This is a genomic window from Amycolatopsis alba DSM 44262 (assembly GCF_000384215.1).
Taxonomy (GTDB): Bacteria; Actinomycetota; Actinomycetes; order Mycobacteriales; family Pseudonocardiaceae; genus Amycolatopsis; species Amycolatopsis alba.
This window is the reverse complement of the sequence record NZ_KB913032.1, coordinates 988,614-1,005,052: the sequence shown is the minus strand read 5'-3', so window position 1 is coordinate 1,005,052 and position 16,439 is coordinate 988,614. Positions and strand designations below refer to the sequence as shown.

Genomic DNA, 16,439 nt, shown 5'->3' with positions numbered 1-16,439 from the left:
TGCCTCAGTCTTCACCCTCCGGCACTCCGCGGAAACGCATCAGCAGCCGGCATGCCGGGTCGCCGTCCCGCAGGCAGGCGACCGCGCGGTTCTCGGTGAGCTCGACCCCGAGCCCGGCCGCCCATCCGGCATGGATGTCGGTGCACGGGCACTCATAGCTGTCCAGAGACTTGGCCATGCGCACCATCGTCACCGCGAAGTTCCGCCGCATGGTCAGTTCCAGCAGGTCGTCGTCGACCACTTGAACGCCGCCGTCACGCAGTTCCGACGGGAACATCGCTTCCGCGCACTCCTCGTAGCGTTTGCGCAGACCGTCCATATCGGCATCGAGGTCGCCGGTGCGCTTGGCCACCTTCCGGCCGATGTTCTCCGCGACGTAGCGCAGCGCCTCCGCGTTGATCTCGTTCGCGACCTCGGCCCCGAACCGGCTGGCGACTCCCTGATACCAGCGGGCGTCGTGCAGCCACCACGCCCGGTAGGCGTCCATGGCCCGCAGGTGCGGCGATACCTCCATCGGGTCAGGAGCGTCCGTCATGCACGCTCCCCGGAAACCGTGGTGGCGCGGAACCGCTCTCGAAGCGTGCGCTTGAGCACCTTTCCGGTCGCTCCCTTGGTGACTTCGCCGGCGTCCGTCACCAAGGCACGGGCAAGCGCCGGGAGCCCGGCTTTCATGAGCGCTTCGTTGACCACGCGGGTCCACTCCTCGTCGGTTCGCGACGCGGTGGTCTGCAGCAACACATACGCCTCCGCGACACCATCCCCGTCCCAGTCGGCCCGCACGTTCTCGGGTGCGACAGCCACGACCGTGCAGTCGTCGAGTTCCGGCAGTTCCCGCAGCAGGAGTTCTTCGGTGCTGGTACTGAGCACGAGCCCGCCCGCCGTGCGGATCGCGTCAGGAGCCCTGTCCAGGTGGTAGAAGTTCCCCGCTTCGTCTTGCGTGGCCAGATCGCCGGTGAGCCAGTAGCCGCCGAGCCGCAGACGATGGAAGGTCAGTGAGTCGTTCCAGTAGCCGGGGGTCAGCGTCGGCGACTTGACGCCGAGCCGTCCGACCTCTCCCGGCGGCAAGACCTTCCCGTCCTCGGACAGCACGGCGGCTTCTGCGAAGCTCATCGGCTTGCCGATGCACCGGTTGTACGACGTGCTGCCCGGCCGGTGTCCATTGTGGAAGATCGAGTACCCGGTCTCGGAGGAGCCGAGCCCGTCGGTGAAGACCGAACCGGGCATGCGGACCCGAGTGAATTCGGAATCGATCCATTCGTGGCTGCCTTGTGCGATCAAAGCGCGTACGTGCGCTTCATGGGCGGCGTCGCCAGTGTTGTACCAGCCCTCCACCGAAGACAGGTCGCGCTTCGACAAGTCATGCGCGGCCATCTCGGCGTAGGTGCCGCTGAAGCCGAAGATGGTGGTGGGCTTGAACTTCTCCGCGGCGTCGAGCACGTCCCCGCCGAGCTGACTGGACTGAAGGTACACGGGGGAACGCAACAGCAGGCCGAACAACAGCACGGAGATCGCGGCGTTGTGCGAGCCGGGCAGCGCGACCAGCAATCTGCTCATCGAGGTCCCGAGCGACAGTTTCAGCCGATGCAGCTGGGCATAGAGCAAGGTCTCGTGCGTGTGCGGAACAGCTTTCGGCATACCCGTGGTGCCGGACGAGTGTGAGATGATGATCGGGTCGGTGGAGTCGTGGGCATACGGGAACTCGTCCGGAAGCGAACCGCCGGGGCCGATGTCCTTCGCGGTGACTCCGAAGTGGAACGCGAGCTCGTCGAGGTACCCGGCGAACACCTCGCGATGCGCCTCGTCCGTGAGCACGCCGACGACGCCTTGGCGGCGCACGTACTCGCGGGCGACCTCGGGGCGGAGTTTGCCGTTGACGAACGACGGGATCGCGCCGAGCGAAGTCAACGCCAGGAAGTTCACCGCGAACTCGGTACTGGAGAACGTCTGGATCGCCACCGGGTCCCGCGGCCGCACCCCCCGCGCGTGATACCAGGACGCGTAGACCTTGACCGTGTCATGGAGCTCGCCGAGCGTGAGGCGCTCGGGTCGCGTGCCGTCCGGGGCGGTCCAGGTGCCGTCCGTCCACAAGGCCTCGCCATCCAGCGGATGGCCGTAGGCGATGACGCGGTGCAGGACATTCCCCGCGCCGAGGGTGGTGTCGGCGATGATCGTGGCACGTTCGGTCTTCGTGATCACGGTTGTTCTCCTTCGGCACGCCCAAGGGGCGCCGTCGTGGTCGCCGAGCGGGCCAGTGCCAGGAGGCCGGCGACGTCGTCGGGATAGGGGCGGGTGAGAGCGGAGCCGGGGCCGACGAGCAATCCGGCGGCGAGGTCGGCCGGCGGCGATTCGGTGCCGCGCGCCCGGTGCGCCGCGTCGGTCCGCGGCGTGCCGGTGAGTTCCACGCCCAGTACGAGGATCCGGTCCAGATCGTCCTCGAGCAGGAGCGCGGCCAGGTCGAGCGGACCGTGACCGGCGTGCCTGCTGGGCGAGATCGAGAGCGCCGGTCCGGTGATGCCATGCTCGATACCGATTCGCCCGAGGATCGCGTTCGCCGTGGCCTGCATGAACAACAGGGTGTTGGCGGGCTTTCCCTCGGCCAGTTGCCTGCTGGCGAGATCCGTGGTGACGCTGTCGCCCAGCTCACTGGCGAGCACCATCCCCGTGCGCGCGCCGTCGACGGCGCAACGGCCCAGCAGCGTCGTCGCGACCTGGTGCACCAGCGGATTGAACGGCGACTCGATGAACCCGGCGACCGGGGGAGCCGTCGCGGCCGAGCCCGTCGCCGCGGCGAGGATGTTCACGGGCGCTCCAGGACGATCGCGGTGTTGGCCCCGCCGAACGCCGCGTTCACGGTCAGCGCCCGGCGCAACGTCACCGCGCGCGCTTCATGGGGCACATAGTCGAGATCGCATTCCCCGTCTCGCCCGGTGAAGCTCGCGGTCGGTGGCAGTGTCTGGTCGAGCAAGGCCAGCAGCGTGACGACGAATTCCACGACACCGGCACCTTCGAGCATGTGCCCGGTCGTGCTCTTGGTGGAGCTGACCGGGATTTCCGGCGCGTCCGCACCGAACAGGTCGTGCAGGCCCGCGGTCTCCGCGCTGTCGTTGTGCTTGGTGCCGGTGCCGTGCGCGTTGACATAACCCACTTTCGACGCTCCACCTTGCCGCAGCGCTTTCCGCGCCGCCAGGACGAGACCGCGCGCCCGTGGATGCGGACGGGCGATGTGATGGGCGTCCGACGCCATACCCCAGCCGGTGACCCGCGCGAGCACTTCCGCGTCACGGCGGGCGGCACCCGCCTTCGACTCGAGCACCACGGCCGCCACACCGTCGCCGAGCAGCAGCCCGGACCGGTTCTCGCTGAACGGCCGGATCACGCCGTCCCTGGCGAGTGCGCGACCGGAATCGAACTTCGCCTGGTTCTCGGGTTCGACGAGGTAGCCGCCGGCGCAGACGGCCGTGTCCGCCGCGCCGGCGGCGATCAGACGGCAACCGTGGATGATCGCGCTCGCCGAGGCCACACAGGCCGTCGTGAACGTCGTCCGGGGGCCGCTCGCGCCCAGCCGTTCACTCAACGCGTCGGCGAACCCGCTCGCCACGGTGTCGCCGATCCGGCCGGTCTGCCCGGCGGCCCAGAACCCGGTCACCGCGGTGAAATCACCGGCGGCACCGGCCACGACCGCGGTTCGCCCGCCCGGCACCACACCGGCCATCGCCACGGCGGCGTCGGCCACCGTGGTCAGTGCCGTCCGCAGCGGCGGAGTGCCCGGCCCCGCGCCGCAGGCGGCGACGCCCGTGCGCAGGTTCGAGGTGTCGAACCGGGTGATCGGGCCGAAGCCCGCGCGCCCTTCGAACACGCCCGAGCGCAGCGCGTCGGCGCCGTCCCCGAACACGGTCCGCACGCCGTGACCGGTCACCACGATTTCGCTCATCGCACTGCCGTCTCACTCAGGTAGGCCGCGATCCGGCGCGCGGAAGTCAGCCCGGAAAAGCATTCGTCGGTGGACTGGGCGAGCACCTCGCAACGGAGTTCGAGCAAGTGGAGAAACCAGACCAGGCCGAGCGAGTCGAACACGAACTCGGTGTCGTCGTCGGCCAGCTGCGGAAAGATCTTGGGATCCGACAGAAGATCCCTCACCTGTGCGGCCGAGATCGGCACACCGGAGGCTCCGCTCATGCCGTCGCGCCCCGTGCCACCGTGTCGGCCACCAGTTCGGCCAGGCTCATCGCGCCGACCGGCTCGATGCTGTCCTCGGGGTACTCCACCGCGAACCGTCGCTCGATGCGCATCGTCAGCTCGATCAGGCTGAGCGAATCGAGGTCCAGCCCGGCCGCTCCGAGCGGTGCGTCGTCGCGGACGGCGTCCACGTCCAGCGGCTGCCCGAGATCCTGGACGATGGTGGTGAGGACGAACTTGCGGATCTCGTGTTCCAGCGTCGTCTGCATGGGTTTCGCCTTTCGTTCCGGCCAGAAGTGGTCAGGCTGGTACTGCCGCCGCCCGGAGGACGTCGTGCCTTCGGACGAGCTTTCCGTTGGAGGTGCGGGGAAGCCGGGGGAGCACATGGATCTCTCGGGGGAGCTTGTAGTCGGCGAGCCGCTCATGGCACCACAGCACCAGGTCCGGCGCGGCACTGTCGCCGACGACGTAGGCCTCGATCGTCCCGCTGTACACGGCCACCGCCTCGGTGATCCCCGGATGGGTGCGCAGCACGGCCTCGATCTCGCCGAGGTCCACCTTCAGCCCGCCGACCACGACGAGGGAATCGCCGCGCCCGCGCAGATGAAGACAGCCGTCCGCGTCGAGTTCGGCCCGGTCGCGTACCCGTAGCCAGCCATCGGCGTACCGGTCTTCGCCCCCGTTGAGATACGGCGAACCCTCGTCGAGACGGACGTCGACCTCGCCGTTGTCGATCCGCAGCACCACCCCTGGGGCGGCGCGACCGACCGAGGGCCGTAGCCGCCCGCTGACGTCCATCGCGATCACGCCGGTTTCGGTGCTCCCGTAGGACTCGCCGACGCCGACCCCGAACCGGCGGGCGAACTCGGCCGCCACCGCGGGGTCCATGATCTCGCCGCCGCTCACCGCCGCTCGCAGGGACGGCAGCGGCGGGATCGTCCGAGCCGTGGCCAGCAGTGCGTAGTGGAACGGTGTGCCGAAGATGGCGTGCACGTCGTACCGGGCTGCCGTCGCGAGCAGGTCTGCCGCGGTCAGGCTGGTCGCGAACACGGCGACGGCACCCCGCGCGAGACCGTGGAACAACCCGGCGATCAGGCCGAAGCTGTGCGCCGTCGAACTGAGCAGCAGCACCCGTTCCCCGGCCACCGGCATTCCCTCGATCCGGGCGAACCGGTCGATCTCGGCGGCGATCGACGCCGGGGTCCGGCCGATCGTCTTGGGCACACCGGTGGACCCCGAGCTGAACTGCACCAGCCGGTGATCGGTCGCCGCCGGGGACCCGCCCGTGTTCCGGGACGTGACTAGTTCGTACTCGCGGGCGAATCCGAGCGCGGCGCCGAAGGAACCTCCGCGCACCGTGAACTGTGGCCTGCTGACCAGCTTGATCGCGTCGACTTCGGCGGTCTTGAGCCGGTGGTCGACCAGCATCACCTGAGCCCCGAGCTGCCATAGCGCGAACATCGCCTGCACCTGCGTGTAGCTCGGCGGTACCTGCAGCAGGACGGTGCTGCCTCCGGTGATGCCCGCCGCGGCGAACACCGCGGCCTCCGCGGCGACCTGAGCGCGGACGTCGCCGCGGGTCCGGACGTCCTCGCCGTGGGCGAGGTACGGGGTCTCGTCCGGATGGGCGTCGAACAGGCGGGTGAGGAGATCCGCCATGGCCGCCGTCATCAGGACTCCCGGCAGAATTCGCCGATGGGGAACCCGACATGCCGCTGATCCGTGGCGAGATAGCCGAGCAGCTCGTCACCGTTCTGCAGTTCGGTGACGTTGCGGACCTTGGCACCGGGGCCGAGCACCCGGACGTGCCAATCGTCCTGCACCGTGAGGCTGACCACCGTTCCGTCGGCCGAGTGCGCGGTGATGGTCAGCAGCGGGCGCGATTCGAGCTTGGCACGCCCGACCACGACCCGGCGGGTCCTGCCGTCGGAGTCGACGGCGAGCACGGCGCTGCCCGAACCGAGTTCGGAAAGGTAGTTGGTGCGGTTGTCGGGGCCGACCACATAGGAATGCAGAGCGCCCGCGTTGACCCGGAACGGCCTGGTCGGCATGTAGGGCAGCGGGTGGGTTTCGCTGCAGCACAGGATGAATCCGGTCGAGTACGACCCGACCAGGATGCCCTCGTCTTCGCGGAAGTGCGTGCAGGTGTCCACGCAAACGCGATCGCCGAGGCCGTGGTGCTCGATCCGGTCGACGGTGAGCGTGGTGAGGTCCAGGTGCGGGGTCGACCCCGACAGCAGCCGGGTCAGCGCGAACACGTCGTCGGCGGAGCGCGGGGTGAGCAGTACGCCTTCGGAACCGCGTTCGAGCACGTCGACCACGATGGACGCTTCTTCGATGTCATGGCAGACGGTGATCAGCTGACCGGGAGCCTTGTCTGCGGCCGCCAGCACGATCTCGAGGGGGATCTTGGTGGGGTCGGCGAATTCGACGATCGTGTGCGGCAGCTGGACCGCGGCGGCGCAAGCCAGCTTCAGCGTGCGGTCGTCCACGACCCGCACCCAGCCTGCCCGGTCGTCCGAGGTCCGGACCAATTCGGCGAGCTGCTGCTCGTCGCCGACCGTCGTCACCCGCATCTGCGAGGCGCCCTCACCGCTGGCCACGCCGAGGATCGTCGGCGGCAGTTTGGCGAGCAGTTCCGCGTCATCGCTGACTATCGCCTGCGCTTTGGCGTGGATGGCCGCGTCGACCACGGCTTCGGTCTGCGCGGCCGGGATGCCGCGGACATCGATCCATGCGTGTTTCATACGACACCTGCCGTGAGGGGAGGGAGGGTTTCGGACAAGGAAGCGGGGTCGGTCGCGTGCACCACCGAGGCCAGCCGGGCGACGACGGCGGCCGGGTTGTCCGAGGTGAAGATCCGGCGTCCGACGGCGAGTCCGGCGCACCCCGCGGCCATCAGCTCGGCCGCGGTCTTCACCAGGTCCCGGACGTCGGGTGCGCCACCGGCGCACAACACCGGGATAGGGCAGCTCTCGACGACCTCGGCCATCCGCGCCGGATCGGCGGGCGCCGACGTCTTCACCAGATCGGCCCCGAGGTCGGCGGCGATGTTCACCGCGTGCGACAACAGCCTGACTTCCCGCGGATCGGGAATACGAGGTCCCCGTGGATAGATCATCGCCAGCAGCGGGATGCCCCACCGCTGGCAGGCTCCCGCGACCAGCCCGAGATCGGCCAGCTGACGGCTTTCCGTGTCTGAACCGATGTTGACGTGCACGCTTACCGCGTCCGCGCCGAGCCTGAGCGCGTCTTCCACATCGCCGACGAGGACCTTCGCATCGGTGTCCGCGGCATGCGCGGTACTGGCGGACAGGTGCACGACGAGCCCGCAGGAACCGAGTGCGGTAGGTGCCAGGACACGTGCCCGGCCCTTGTGCAGCACGACCGCGTCCGCGCCGTAGCCCGCGATCGCGCTGACCAGGTCTTCCCAGCTGGAGCGGCCGACGACCGGACCGTCCGAGACGCTGTGATCGAGCGGGACGAACAGATGTTTGCCGTCCCCGGTGCGCGAAAGCCTGCGCATTCGCAGGGCTTTGCCATCGACGGTCACCGGACCTCCTATCGCGTTGCGGATGAGATTTTTCGAACGTGTCAAAAGTCTGGTCGGGTCGATCCGGGAAAATCAAATACCAGCAGGTGATAACTCGGCAGTTATCAGGCTTTGAGGACATCGCTAAGGTGCGTTACCAGGGATTCTTGATCGGATTCTCAGGTTTCCGTGGCATATTCCACTCACCGTTCCGGCGAAAGGAGCAATGGTGAATTCCGATCTCCGTGTCGCGATCGCCTACCACGGTGGCCGCGGGCACACCGCGCGGTTGGCGGAGGCGGTGGAAGCCGGGGCCAAGGCGAGGGACGGCGTCGTGGTCGACTCGATCGACGTCAGCCGGATCACCGCGGGGGACTGGTTCCGGCTCGATGACGCCGACGCGATCGTCTTCGGCGCCCCGACCTATATGGGCACGGCGTCCGCGGCGTTCCACACATTCGCCGAGGCCAGCAGCCGCCGCTGGTTCACCGCGCGCTGGGTGGACAAAATCGCCGCCGGTTTCACGAACTCCGGATCGAAGGCGGGCGACAAATCGAGCACGTTGTCCTATTTCGCCACCCTGGCCGCGCAGCACGGAATGCTGTGGGTCAGCCTCGGCCTGCCGCCGGGCTGGAACTCCACCAAGGGCGGCCCCGGCGACCTCAACCGGCTGGGCTTCCATCTGGGCGCGGCGGCACAATCCAATGTGGACGAGAAGCCCGCGGCCATGCACGCCTCGGATCTCGCGACGGCCGAGCACCTGGGAGCCAGGGTGGCCCGGTGCGCGCAGCGGTTCGTGCTTGGCCGCGAGCGCGAGTCGTGACCGGTGCTTTCGCCCTTTCCGGCGGCGAGGTGACCCGGCGCACCCGACGGCTGATGCTTGCCGTGGCGCTGGTTTCCCAGACACTGGTCCTGCTCGACAACACGATCGTCAACGTCGCCGTCGAAGTGCTGGCGGACCCCGTCCGCGGGCTCGGCGCCGGAACCGGTGAACTGGCCTGGGCGGTCAGCGCGTATCCACTGGTGTTCGCCGCGGTGACCCTCGCCGGAGGCGCGCTGACCGATCGGTTCGGTGTGTCCCGTGTGCTCCTGCCGGGCTTGGGCCTGCTCGGCGCCGCGTCGGCGGCCGCCGCGATCTCCCCGGACGGCGTGGCGCTGATCGCGGCCCGTGCGGTGATGGGGGCGGGCGGCGGACTGATCGCGCCTGCCACGCTGACCCTCGTCACCGCCGGGCTCCGGCCCGATCGGCGTGCCCGTGCGGTGGCGCTGTGGTCGTCCGCGGCAGGCGTGGCCGTCGCGGTGGGTCCGGTGCTCGGCGGGCTGTTGCTGGCGCGTTTCGCGTGGCAGGCGGTCTTCCTGGTGAACATCCCGATCGTCTCGGGTCTTCTGCTGGCGGGCGCGTTCCTGCCGCGGCTCCCGGCACCCGGACGGCTTCGGCCCCTTGATCTGCGCGGTGCGGCGCTGGCGGGCCTCGGGCTCGCGGTCCTGGTGGGCGGGATCGTCCAATGCGGCCGTGAGGCGTCGGCGCCCGCGCTGCTCGTCGTGGCCGCGGGAATGGCCTTGCTCGCCTTGTTCGCGTGGTACCAGTCGCGGGCGCGGAATCCGGCGTTCGATGTCCGGCTTCTGCTGAATCGGGGTTTCGGCAGGGGAGTCCTCGGCCTGTTGCTGAGTTTCGCCGGGCTCGCCGGGCAGTTGTTCTACTGCGCGTTCTTCCTGCAAGGTGTGCGGCACCTGACGCCGGACCAGGCGGGATTCGTGATGTTCTCCGCGGCGGCAGGCATCGTCATCGGCAATCGTGTGTGTTCCGGCGCCGCGGAGCGGTTCGGCGCGCGGACCACTGTCTTGACCGGACTCGTGACCGCGTCGCTGACCTACGCTTCCTACTTGCTCTTCGACGAGCGCACGCTGATCGCGTGGATCATCGTCATGTTGTTCATCCAGGGTTTCGGTGCGGGCCTGGCGTTCGCCCCGTTGACCTCCAGGCTGGTCGGCGGGCTTCCGGACGACCGTGTCGGCGCCGGTGCGGCACTGGTCACGGTCACCCGGCCGCTCGGCAGCACGATCGGCGTCGCCGTACTCGGTTCCGTGTTGACGCTGGCCTACGGCAACACCATTCGACCCGCGCTGAACGGCTTGCCGGGACCGGCGGCCGAGCGGGCGCGTGACTCGGCGGAGAGTGCCAGGGCGGTCGCGGCGGATCTGGGCAGGCCGGAGCTCGCCGCGGCGGCCGACGCCGCTTACGTGCACGCCATGCATGTCACGGCAGGTTGGGCGACGGTGCTTTCTCTCGCCGGGTGCGCCGTTGTCGCCCCTGGCCTGCGTCGGATCGGAGAGCAATGGAGCTGACCTTGCGACACCTCGCGCTCGCGGTGGCGGTCGCCGACGCCGGCGGGATCAGGCGAGCGGCGATGACCATCGGGGTCGCCCAGCCGGGGGTGACCGCACAGCTCAAACGCATCGAGCAGTACCTGGGCGCCGAACTGTTCGAACGCCGCGCCGAGGGGGTCGTGCCGACCACCCTCGGCATGCAGTTCGTCGCCGAGGCCCGTGATCTTCTGGCCCGTTTCGACGAACTCGTCTCCAGCGCCCGCGAACTCGGCCGCGGGGTGGACCCGAGCAGGACGTTGCGGGTGGGCGCGACGGACAGCCGTCACCTGCCGCGGATCATGAGCGCGTTCGTCGAGCTGCTCCCGGATTGTGAACACGAGACCTTTGTGGTCGGCGAATCCGACGAGGCGCTCGCCGCGGCGGAAGAAGGCCGTTGGGACGTCGTCGTGATCACTGAGCACGCATACCACTCGCGCCCCCGGCTGGGCGGCTTCCTCGACCACGATCTGGGCCGAGAAGCGCTCTTTGTCGCGCTTTCCGCTGGGCACCGGCTGGCTTCGCGGCAGTCGGTCAGCCTTTCCGACCTGGCCGGGGAGATCTGGGCAAAATCCCTCGATCAGTCCGAGGACGAGTGGCGAAGCCTTCAGGAAGCCTGTATCCGGGTCGGGTTCAGTCCACGGCTGCGGCACCGTGGTGTCGATCGCGTGAGTACCGAAACCCTGGTCCGGCTGGGGCAGACGGTGGCGTTGATGTCGCCGCACGAGCCGACGGGCGATGGAGTCGTCCTGGTACGGCTGAGTGATCCAGGGCTATGGCGTCGGACGCGTCTGCTCTGGTTGCCGGATTCCCCGATCGCGCCCTTGGCGGAACGGCTGCCGGATCTGTTGCGGCCCGCGGGCGAACGGACCGGTTGAGAAAGGGCGGCCCGACCAAAGAGGGTATGTCAACTTTCCGGAACCGTGCTAATAGTTGAAAGTGAAACGAATTTTCGCGGAGTCTCGCTGTTGATGAGAGAAGCACGGTGGGAGGAAATCCATGGGCGGGTACGCCGGCCATCCGCTTGTGCTCGAGGAGCGGCTGGCGAGCGCGGAGATGCGGGTCCTGCTGATCACCGGAGATCCGGATGTCGCGGCTCGGCTCACCGATGCGTTCGGCCGCACGAATTGTGCCGCTGAACGGGTCACGGACGCCGGAAACGGGCTCATCCGGGCGCTCTCGCGGGAATTCGACATCATCGTTCTCGACAGGAGACTCCAGGCGGGACGTGGCCTGGCCCTGATGAGAAAACTTCGGCGGGCGCAGGTGCTCACCCCGGTGATCATGCTGACGGCGGGTGGGCAGGTGCAGGACCGAGTCGCCTGCTTGCAGGCCGGATCGGACGACTGCGTGGACGACCTGACCGAGGCCGAGGAGTTGCTGGCCCGCGTGCGGGCATTGCACCGCAGAAGTCCCCAGAGAACCGGAACGGTGCACTTGGGCGCGGCGCGCGTCGACGTCGCGCGGCGAGTGGTGATGTACGAGAACGGGGCCTGGGTGACTCTCACCCGGCGGGAATGCGCCGTGATCGCCGTACTGGGAAGCGAACCGGGGCGGGTGGTGTCACGGGCGCGGCTGCAGGCGCTGGTGTTCCCGGAACGGCAAGCCAAATCCATCGTGGACACCTACGTTTACCACCTGCGGCGCAAACTGGGGCGTGAAGTCATCGCCACCGTGCACAGTGTGGGATATCGATTGGGATATGTCCCCTTTGACTGATTCTCGCGGCGGTCGGGCAAGGATCTGCGCAATCGCGGGGCGATCCGCCGTGCCGCGACTGGACTGTCCGATGTGGATGGTGGCGTTGTCGCCGTCATCAGTGTCTCGGTCCGTCGATCACCCCGCCGCTCGTTCACCAGGGACGACAGCTGCTGATCACTCGTCAGGCTGACTCCGATTGTGTCGCGGACCGCGCTGCACTGGACTGGTCGCACATATCCAGTCTTCAAAGGACGGAAGGACATGACCATGTTCGGCTGCTCACGTCTCAAACAGGCCGGTGTGCTGATTTCCGCGGCCGCGGCCGTCTTGCTGGCCTGCCCGGTCGCTTCCGCGGCGCCTGCTGCGGCCGGTGCGACACGGCAGGCGGTCGTGAACAGTGGTGATGCGATGTACACGGTCTCGCCGGGACCCGGCCGCGAACCGTACTACTGCTCAGCGGGGTTCGCGATCCTCGTCCAGGGAGTCCGGTACATCCTCACGGCCGGGCACTGCACCGAACACGGGCTGGACTGGCAAGGTATCGGCCCCAACGTGGACACCCATTTCCCGGTGACCGATTACGGTCGTATCAGGGACCTTTCCGGCTCCGGGCACAGCCGGGTCAACCTCTACGACGGCCGCACCCAGCGGATCCTGCGCGCGGGCATCCCCCAGGTGGGGCAAACGGTGTGCAAGAGCGGCATGACGACGAAGAAGACGTGCGGAAAGGTTCTCGGCCTCAACCAGACCGTGAACTACGGCAAGGGCAAGCAGGTCGTCGGGACGATCGCGACCGACATCCCCATCGAAAGCGGCGATAGCGGCGGCCCGTTGTTCTATGGCGGAGTCGGCTACGGAGTGCTGTCCGGCGGGAACAGTCAAGTCAGCTTCTTCCAGCCGCTACGTTCCGTGCTCGCAGCCTACGGCGCCACCCTCGCCTGAGGGGACGCACCCTGGCGCACCGTAGGTTCGTCATCCGCGGTCAGCTGGGGCCAGCGTGCGCGGACGATTCCGTCGTCGTCCGGTCGCACAGCCACCAGCAGTGGGTTGTAGTCGTCGGTGGTGAGCGGCAGGAGGATGGCCGCACGTGCGCCGGAGAACGCTTCGGCCAGGCCTGCTCGGGCATCGCTGTCGGCGTGGAAGCCCCGGATGCGGCCGTCCGCGTGCTCCAGGACGGCCCAGCCGACGAAGCCCGGCGGCATCGCGCGCAGCACTTCCCCAACATCGGTGGACAGGTCCGGCCACACGCTCAGCAGGACGCGCGGACCCAAGACCGGTACAGCGTCGGCGGTGAGCCGATGCCAACGGGAGTGGTTGCCGACGACCTGCTCTTCCACCAGGACCGCGCCGCGCCGTGCCACGAGTCCCGCCACCTCGGCCCAGAACGTCGCGTCCGCCGGACGCGACTCGTACGGCTCGTCGTCATCCGGGTCGTAGGGCGAGCCGTCCACCGCTTCGGCGAACAAACCGCCCGCGTTGGTCAGCGCGACCGCATCTCCGCACGGTCGGTCGCTGCCGATGAACATGTACTGGTCGTATCCGATGTGGACGAAGAACCGGTCTTCGGCTTCGAGGCGGCACCACGCGCCGTTGTCGCGCAGCATGGCGCGCACCAGTTCACGTCCGACGTCCAAGGTGATCTGTGCGCCGTCGTGGTAGCCGGTGAGGTCGGGCGGGAACAGCCCGTGCAGTCCGTGTCCGTCAACGGGTGGCTCCACTCCGAAGTGGACGAATCCGGTGACCTCGGGGTCGCGGATGTTCAGCAGGGTCACTCCGGTGTCCTCGGCGAACGCCGTCACCGCGGCGAGATAGGCGGCCTCCGCCGGACCATGATCGCTCGACACGTCCTCGGACCCGTGGTACCTGCCCCACTCGTCGCGATCGGCCGGGTCGTACTTGGTGATCCGGTAAACGTACGACGTACTCATGATCGGCTGGGCCGTCCTTCGGAAGCTCGGATGATCGCTTCGGCCACGATAGCCGGGCCAGGTACCGCGGAAGGAGCGCCCAGGGGGGCGCGCTGATCAGCAGGCCAGCCTGCGGAGCAAGCCCTCCAGATCGCGTTCGCCGTCGCGGGTCTGGGCGCCGTGGGCCAGACCGGCCCGGATCAGCCGTTCGGCCGCGGGCCGGACGAACTGATCCGCCCAGGCGTCGTGTTCTCGCCGGTAGCCCTCGGCCAGATCGTCGGGGACGATGGCGTGTTTCGCCGCGGCGACCACGCCATCGGGCAGCGCGGCGATGTTGCGGGCCAGGCGGTCGACAACGTCGTCCAGTTCGTCGGCGGGGAGTGCCCGGTTGACCCAGCCGTAGCGTTCGGCGGTCTGTGCGTCGTACAGGTCGGCGCCGAGCACCGCCTCCAAAGCGCGATTGCGGCCGATCCGGCCGGCGAGGTACTGGGTGCCTCCGCCGCCGGGCACTATTCCCATGAGGGCCTCGATCTGGCCGATTCCGGCGGGGCCGATCGCCGCGAACGCCATGTCCGCGGCCGTGACGAATTCCGCCCCTCCGCCGCGCGCCAGGCCGGCGAGCTTGACGATCGTCACCTGAGGCTGGTGCCGCAACAGTTCCCCCAGTGCCTGGAAGACGTTGACACCGGCGGGCACCTCGGCCGCGAGTTCGTCGAAGGCGTCCGGCGCGTCGACCAGGGACATGTCGACATGGGCGATGAAGAACTCCGGGTCGGCGCTGTCGAACACGATCACCCGTGCCGAGTCGTCGTCCCGCAACGTGGTCAGCAGCCGCCGGAGGTCTGTCATGAGAGTGACGTCGAGGACGTTGACGGGCGGGTTGTCGAGGGTGACGCGGACGATGCCGGCCTCGCGGCTCACTCGCAGGGTCGCGTAGGCGTCGTGGTGCATGCAGATCTCCGATCCGTACCTGGCAGGCATCTAGGTTCCTGATGTATACCTAGAGTCCGGCTGGGATCGACCAGCGTCAAGAACGCACTTTCGGCATCTCAAGGATCGCGGAGGATACCGGCATGGCTGCTCCTGGCACCGACGCGGACACCGGCACCGTCTACCGGGCCGACTGCCCCAGCCGTCCGATTCTCGACCAGATCGCCGACAAGTGGTCGATGATGGCGATGGCCGTCCTCGAAAGGCCTCGCCGGTTCAACGACATCAAACGCCGCCTCGAAGGCGTGACCCAGCGGGTCCTGACCCAGACCCTGCGCCGTCTGGAACGCAACGGGATGATCGAGCGGCGGGTGCTGCCGACTTCACCGGTCGGGGTGGAGTATTCCCTTACCCCGCTTGGAGAATCCCTTCGGGAGCCGTTCGGTCGCCTGTACGACTGGACGGTCGCCCACACCGACGAAATCCAAAACTGCCAGCAAGGCTACGACCAGCGTCTCCGCTCCGAACAAGCCCAGAAGCTGTCCTGAGACACGCGGAGAGACCGCAGGCCGGTGTTTGGCGGCTAGCGGTGCACGTCCGGTAACACGACTCGGGCCACGGCCGATCCGAGACGTCGGCCCGAGACGTGATCGAGACGGCTGTGCACGCCGGCGAAGATCCGGCTTTCCCCGGCCTCGTCGGCCACCTGCTGGAACGTCCGGAAGTGCCGGACGATCCCCGGCAACGCCTCGGACGTCACCGACAGCATCCGGCGAGAGCCGAGTTCGTGTCGCAGGATCGTCGCGCCCGCTTGGGAGATCACGCTGTGCGCGCCGGGGTACGCCGGATCTGCCGGGGTGGTCGCCAGGCTGTTCCAGGCCGGGTCGGCCGTGGTCGCCGGATTGCCGTCGGTGTCGGCCAGCCGGACCGCGGTGATCGGCCGCCAGATCCGATAGTGGTACTTGGCGTCGTAGAAGGCGATCACGGCGTCGGCGAACGCGAGGTTGAGCCGGGCGAACACCTGCGCGGCGCTCGCCGTGGAGGCGGTGGCGAGTACGGACTGGGCGATCTCGTTCCAGAGGTTCCAGATCGGCGCGGCCCAGAACTTCGCCTGCTCGGTCTGGTCTGCGGTACGGGTCGTGCTGGTGTCCTGCCCGAGCGAGGCGACCTCGTTCGCGGCGGTCGCGTACCGCGCGCTCGTGAGTTCCGGGTACCGGCCGGGCCGGAAAACACTGGCTCGGGCCAAGACGAACGGCCGCACGGCCGACCAGTGGGTGAACACCGCCGGCGCGAACCCTGGCGGGGTGGGGCGGTACTGGCCTGGTTCGGTGCCCGGTGGGATCGTGGGTGGGGTGGCCGTGGAGCCGTCATCGGCGCGTGCTCGGAGGATCTGCTCGGCGGCTTGCTTACCGGCGCGGATTCCGGGCGCCGGATCGTGAGCGGTGGCCAGTTCACGGGCCAGCTGGGCGGCGAAGTCTGCGGCCATCGCCGGATACAGGCTCGCCAGCACGTCGTGCGCCGCTTGGGACGCGGCGGCCGTTTGCGACCGGGTGGCCGCCACGGCGTCGTGCACGGCCGCGTGCAGCATGGCGAAACTGCGCGTGGGATGCACGGTCGCCGGATGCGCCCCTGGAGTCCGGACGATCCGCAGCAGCGTGCGGTTCCAAGCGATGACCGGCGTGCCGGTGGCCGGTTCGGCGAGGGCGGGCAGGCCGGTGACGGCCAGCGCGGCGGTCGTACCGCCGATGACGAGAAAGCGTCTACGGGAAAGTGGTGTGGTCACGCAAGGAGATACGGGCGGAGGTTACGTGTAACCCGGCCGCGTATCC

General features: G+C 68.6%; 18 protein-coding genes. 6 read left to right on the top strand and 12 right to left on the bottom strand.

The window, feature by feature from the left end; genetic code table 11:
• Positions 1-4: 4 nt before the first annotated feature.
• From AMYAL_RS0104505 to AMYAL_RS0104465, 9 genes are read right to left on the bottom strand one after another with little or no spacing between them, the layout of a single operon-like run.
• A complete protein-coding gene (locus tag AMYAL_RS0104505; RefSeq protein WP_026466745.1) occupies positions 5-535 on the bottom strand; it encodes a hypothetical protein in 531 nt (176 codons plus the stop codon).
• Positions 532-2,196, bottom strand: coding sequence for a class I adenylate-forming enzyme family protein (locus tag AMYAL_RS0104500; protein ID WP_020630117.1), 1,665 nt, complete (start codon positions 2,194-2,196; stop codon positions 532-534). Before AMYAL_RS0104500 ends, AMYAL_RS0104505 begins: the two co-directional genes overlap by 4 nt.
• Positions 2,193-2,801 carry a beta-ketoacyl synthase N-terminal-like domain-containing protein gene (locus AMYAL_RS45645; protein WP_020630116.1) on the bottom strand — a complete coding sequence of 203 codons (609 nt, stop codon included), beginning with the start codon at positions 2,799-2,801 and terminating at the stop codon, positions 2,193-2,195. The genes AMYAL_RS0104500 and AMYAL_RS45645 overlap by 4 nt, the downstream gene beginning before the upstream one ends.
• Positions 2,798-3,931, bottom strand: coding sequence for a beta-ketoacyl-[acyl-carrier-protein] synthase family protein (locus AMYAL_RS0104490; RefSeq protein WP_020630115.1), 1,134 nt, complete (start codon positions 3,929-3,931; stop codon positions 2,798-2,800). The genes AMYAL_RS45645 and AMYAL_RS0104490 overlap by 4 nt, the downstream gene beginning before the upstream one ends.
• On the bottom strand, positions 3,928-4,176 hold the full coding sequence (locus tag AMYAL_RS0104485) for a hypothetical protein (RefSeq protein WP_020630114.1): 249 nt from the start codon (positions 4,174-4,176) through the stop codon (positions 3,928-3,930). The genes AMYAL_RS0104490 and AMYAL_RS0104485 overlap by 4 nt, the downstream gene beginning before the upstream one ends.
• Positions 4,173-4,445: an acyl carrier protein gene (locus AMYAL_RS0104480; protein ID WP_020630113.1), complete on the bottom strand. Its 273-nt coding sequence runs from the start codon at positions 4,443-4,445 to the stop codon at positions 4,173-4,175. The genes AMYAL_RS0104485 and AMYAL_RS0104480 overlap by 4 nt, the downstream gene beginning before the upstream one ends.
• 31 nt (positions 4,446-4,476) lie before the next feature.
• Positions 4,477-5,847, bottom strand: coding sequence for a class I adenylate-forming enzyme family protein (locus AMYAL_RS0104475; protein WP_039793799.1), 1,371 nt, complete (start codon positions 5,845-5,847; stop codon positions 4,477-4,479).
• The gene (locus AMYAL_RS0104470; RefSeq protein WP_020630111.1) at positions 5,847-6,923 is read right to left on the bottom strand and encodes a 3-dehydroquinate synthase II family protein; all 1,077 of its coding nucleotides are present in this window, start codon (positions 6,921-6,923) and stop codon (positions 5,847-5,849) included. The genes AMYAL_RS0104475 and AMYAL_RS0104470 overlap by 1 nt, the downstream gene beginning before the upstream one ends.
• Positions 6,920-7,729 carry a 2-amino-3,7-dideoxy-D-threo-hept-6-ulosonate synthase gene (locus AMYAL_RS0104465; RefSeq protein WP_020630110.1) on the bottom strand — a complete coding sequence of 270 codons (810 nt, stop codon included), beginning with the start codon at positions 7,727-7,729 and terminating at the stop codon, positions 6,920-6,922. The genes AMYAL_RS0104470 and AMYAL_RS0104465 overlap by 4 nt, the downstream gene beginning before the upstream one ends.
• A gap of 205 nt (positions 7,730-7,934) precedes the next feature.
• Between AMYAL_RS0104465 and AMYAL_RS0104460 the strand changes: the two genes are divergently transcribed.
• The 5 genes from AMYAL_RS0104460 (at position 7,935) to AMYAL_RS0104440 (ending at position 12,715) form a co-directional block, all read left to right on the top strand.
• Positions 7,935-8,531, top strand: a complete 597-nt coding sequence (locus AMYAL_RS0104460; RefSeq protein WP_020630109.1) for a flavodoxin family protein — start codon at positions 7,935-7,937, stop codon at positions 8,529-8,531.
• Entirely contained in the window at positions 8,528-10,054 is a 1,527-nt protein-coding gene (locus AMYAL_RS45640) for an MFS transporter (protein WP_020630108.1), read from the top strand. Before AMYAL_RS0104460 ends, AMYAL_RS45640 begins: the two co-directional genes overlap by 4 nt.
• A gap of 2 nt (positions 10,055-10,056) precedes the next feature.
• Positions 10,057-10,950, top strand: a complete 894-nt coding sequence (locus AMYAL_RS47750; protein WP_167336141.1) for a LysR family transcriptional regulator — start codon at positions 10,057-10,059, stop codon at positions 10,948-10,950.
• Positions 10,951-11,071: 121 nt separating this feature from the next.
• Positions 11,072-11,791 carry a response regulator transcription factor gene (locus AMYAL_RS0104445; protein ID WP_020630106.1) on the top strand — a complete coding sequence of 240 codons (720 nt, stop codon included), beginning with the start codon at positions 11,072-11,074 and terminating at the stop codon, positions 11,789-11,791.
• A 243-nt stretch (positions 11,792-12,034) separates the two neighbouring features.
• Positions 12,035-12,715: a S1 family peptidase gene (locus AMYAL_RS0104440; RefSeq protein ID WP_020630105.1), complete on the top strand. Its 681-nt coding sequence runs from the start codon at positions 12,035-12,037 to the stop codon at positions 12,713-12,715.
• Here AMYAL_RS0104440 and AMYAL_RS45630 read toward each other — a convergent pair.
• Together AMYAL_RS45630 and AMYAL_RS0104430 are read right to left on the bottom strand one after the other, a co-directional pair.
• Complete coding sequence (locus AMYAL_RS45630; protein WP_020630104.1) at positions 12,694-13,701, bottom strand: hypothetical protein; 1,008 nt, start codon at positions 13,699-13,701, stop codon at positions 12,694-12,696. The genes AMYAL_RS0104440 and AMYAL_RS45630 overlap by 22 nt on opposite strands.
• 96 nt (positions 13,702-13,797) lie before the next feature.
• Positions 13,798-14,661, bottom strand: coding sequence for an enoyl-CoA hydratase/isomerase family protein (locus AMYAL_RS0104430; RefSeq protein WP_245192797.1), 864 nt, complete (start codon positions 14,659-14,661; stop codon positions 13,798-13,800).
• Between the two features lie 92 nt (positions 14,662-14,753).
• Here AMYAL_RS0104430 and AMYAL_RS0104425 point away from each other — a divergent pair, with 92 nt between their 5' ends.
• Complete coding sequence (locus tag AMYAL_RS0104425) at positions 14,754-15,158, top strand: winged helix-turn-helix transcriptional regulator (RefSeq protein ID WP_020630102.1); 405 nt, start codon at positions 14,754-14,756, stop codon at positions 15,156-15,158.
• A gap of 35 nt (positions 15,159-15,193) precedes the next feature.
• Here AMYAL_RS0104425 and AMYAL_RS0104420 read toward each other — a convergent pair whose 3' ends face one another.
• On the bottom strand, positions 15,194-16,393 hold the full coding sequence (locus AMYAL_RS0104420) for a vanadium-dependent haloperoxidase (RefSeq protein ID WP_020630101.1): 1,200 nt from the start codon (positions 16,391-16,393) through the stop codon (positions 15,194-15,196).
• Positions 16,394-16,439 lie beyond the last annotated feature (46 nt).

Excerpts from the sequence above, each read along its gene's own strand:
- AMYAL_RS0104485 (WP_020630114.1), bottom strand. The coding sequence starts at position 4,176 with ATGAGCGGAGCCTCCGGTGTGCCGATCTCGGCCGCACAGGTGAGGGAT.
- AMYAL_RS0104505 (WP_026466745.1), bottom strand. The coding sequence starts at position 535 with ATGACGGACGCTCCTGACCCGATGGAGGTATCGCCGCACCTGCGGGCC.
- AMYAL_RS0104440 (WP_020630105.1), top strand. The coding sequence starts at position 12,035 with ATGACCATGTTCGGCTGCTCACGTCTCAAACAGGCCGGTGTGCTGATT.
- AMYAL_RS45630 (WP_020630104.1), bottom strand. The coding sequence starts at position 13,701 with ATGAGTACGTCGTACGTTTACCGGATCACCAAGTACGACCCGGCCGAT.
- AMYAL_RS0104470 (WP_020630111.1), bottom strand. The coding sequence starts at position 6,923 with ATGAAACACGCATGGATCGATGTCCGCGGCATCCCGGCCGCGCAGACC.
- AMYAL_RS0104475 (WP_039793799.1), bottom strand. The coding sequence starts at position 5,847 with ATGACGGCGGCCATGGCGGATCTCCTCACCCGCCTGTTCGACGCCCAT.
- AMYAL_RS0104445 (WP_020630106.1), top strand. The coding sequence starts at position 11,072 with ATGGGCGGGTACGCCGGCCATCCGCTTGTGCTCGAGGAGCGGCTGGCG.
- AMYAL_RS0104430 (WP_245192797.1), bottom strand. The coding sequence starts at position 14,661 with ATGCCTGCCAGGTACGGATCGGAGATCTGCATGCACCACGACGCCTAC.
- AMYAL_RS0104490 (WP_020630115.1), bottom strand. The coding sequence starts at position 3,931 with ATGAGCGAAATCGTGGTGACCGGTCACGGCGTGCGGACCGTGTTCGGG.
- AMYAL_RS0104480 (WP_020630113.1), bottom strand. The coding sequence starts at position 4,445 with ATGCAGACGACGCTGGAACACGAGATCCGCAAGTTCGTCCTCACCACC.
- AMYAL_RS0104425 (WP_020630102.1), top strand. The coding sequence starts at position 14,754 with ATGGCTGCTCCTGGCACCGACGCGGACACCGGCACCGTCTACCGGGCC.
- AMYAL_RS0104460 (WP_020630109.1), top strand. The coding sequence starts at position 7,935 with ATGGTGAATTCCGATCTCCGTGTCGCGATCGCCTACCACGGTGGCCGC.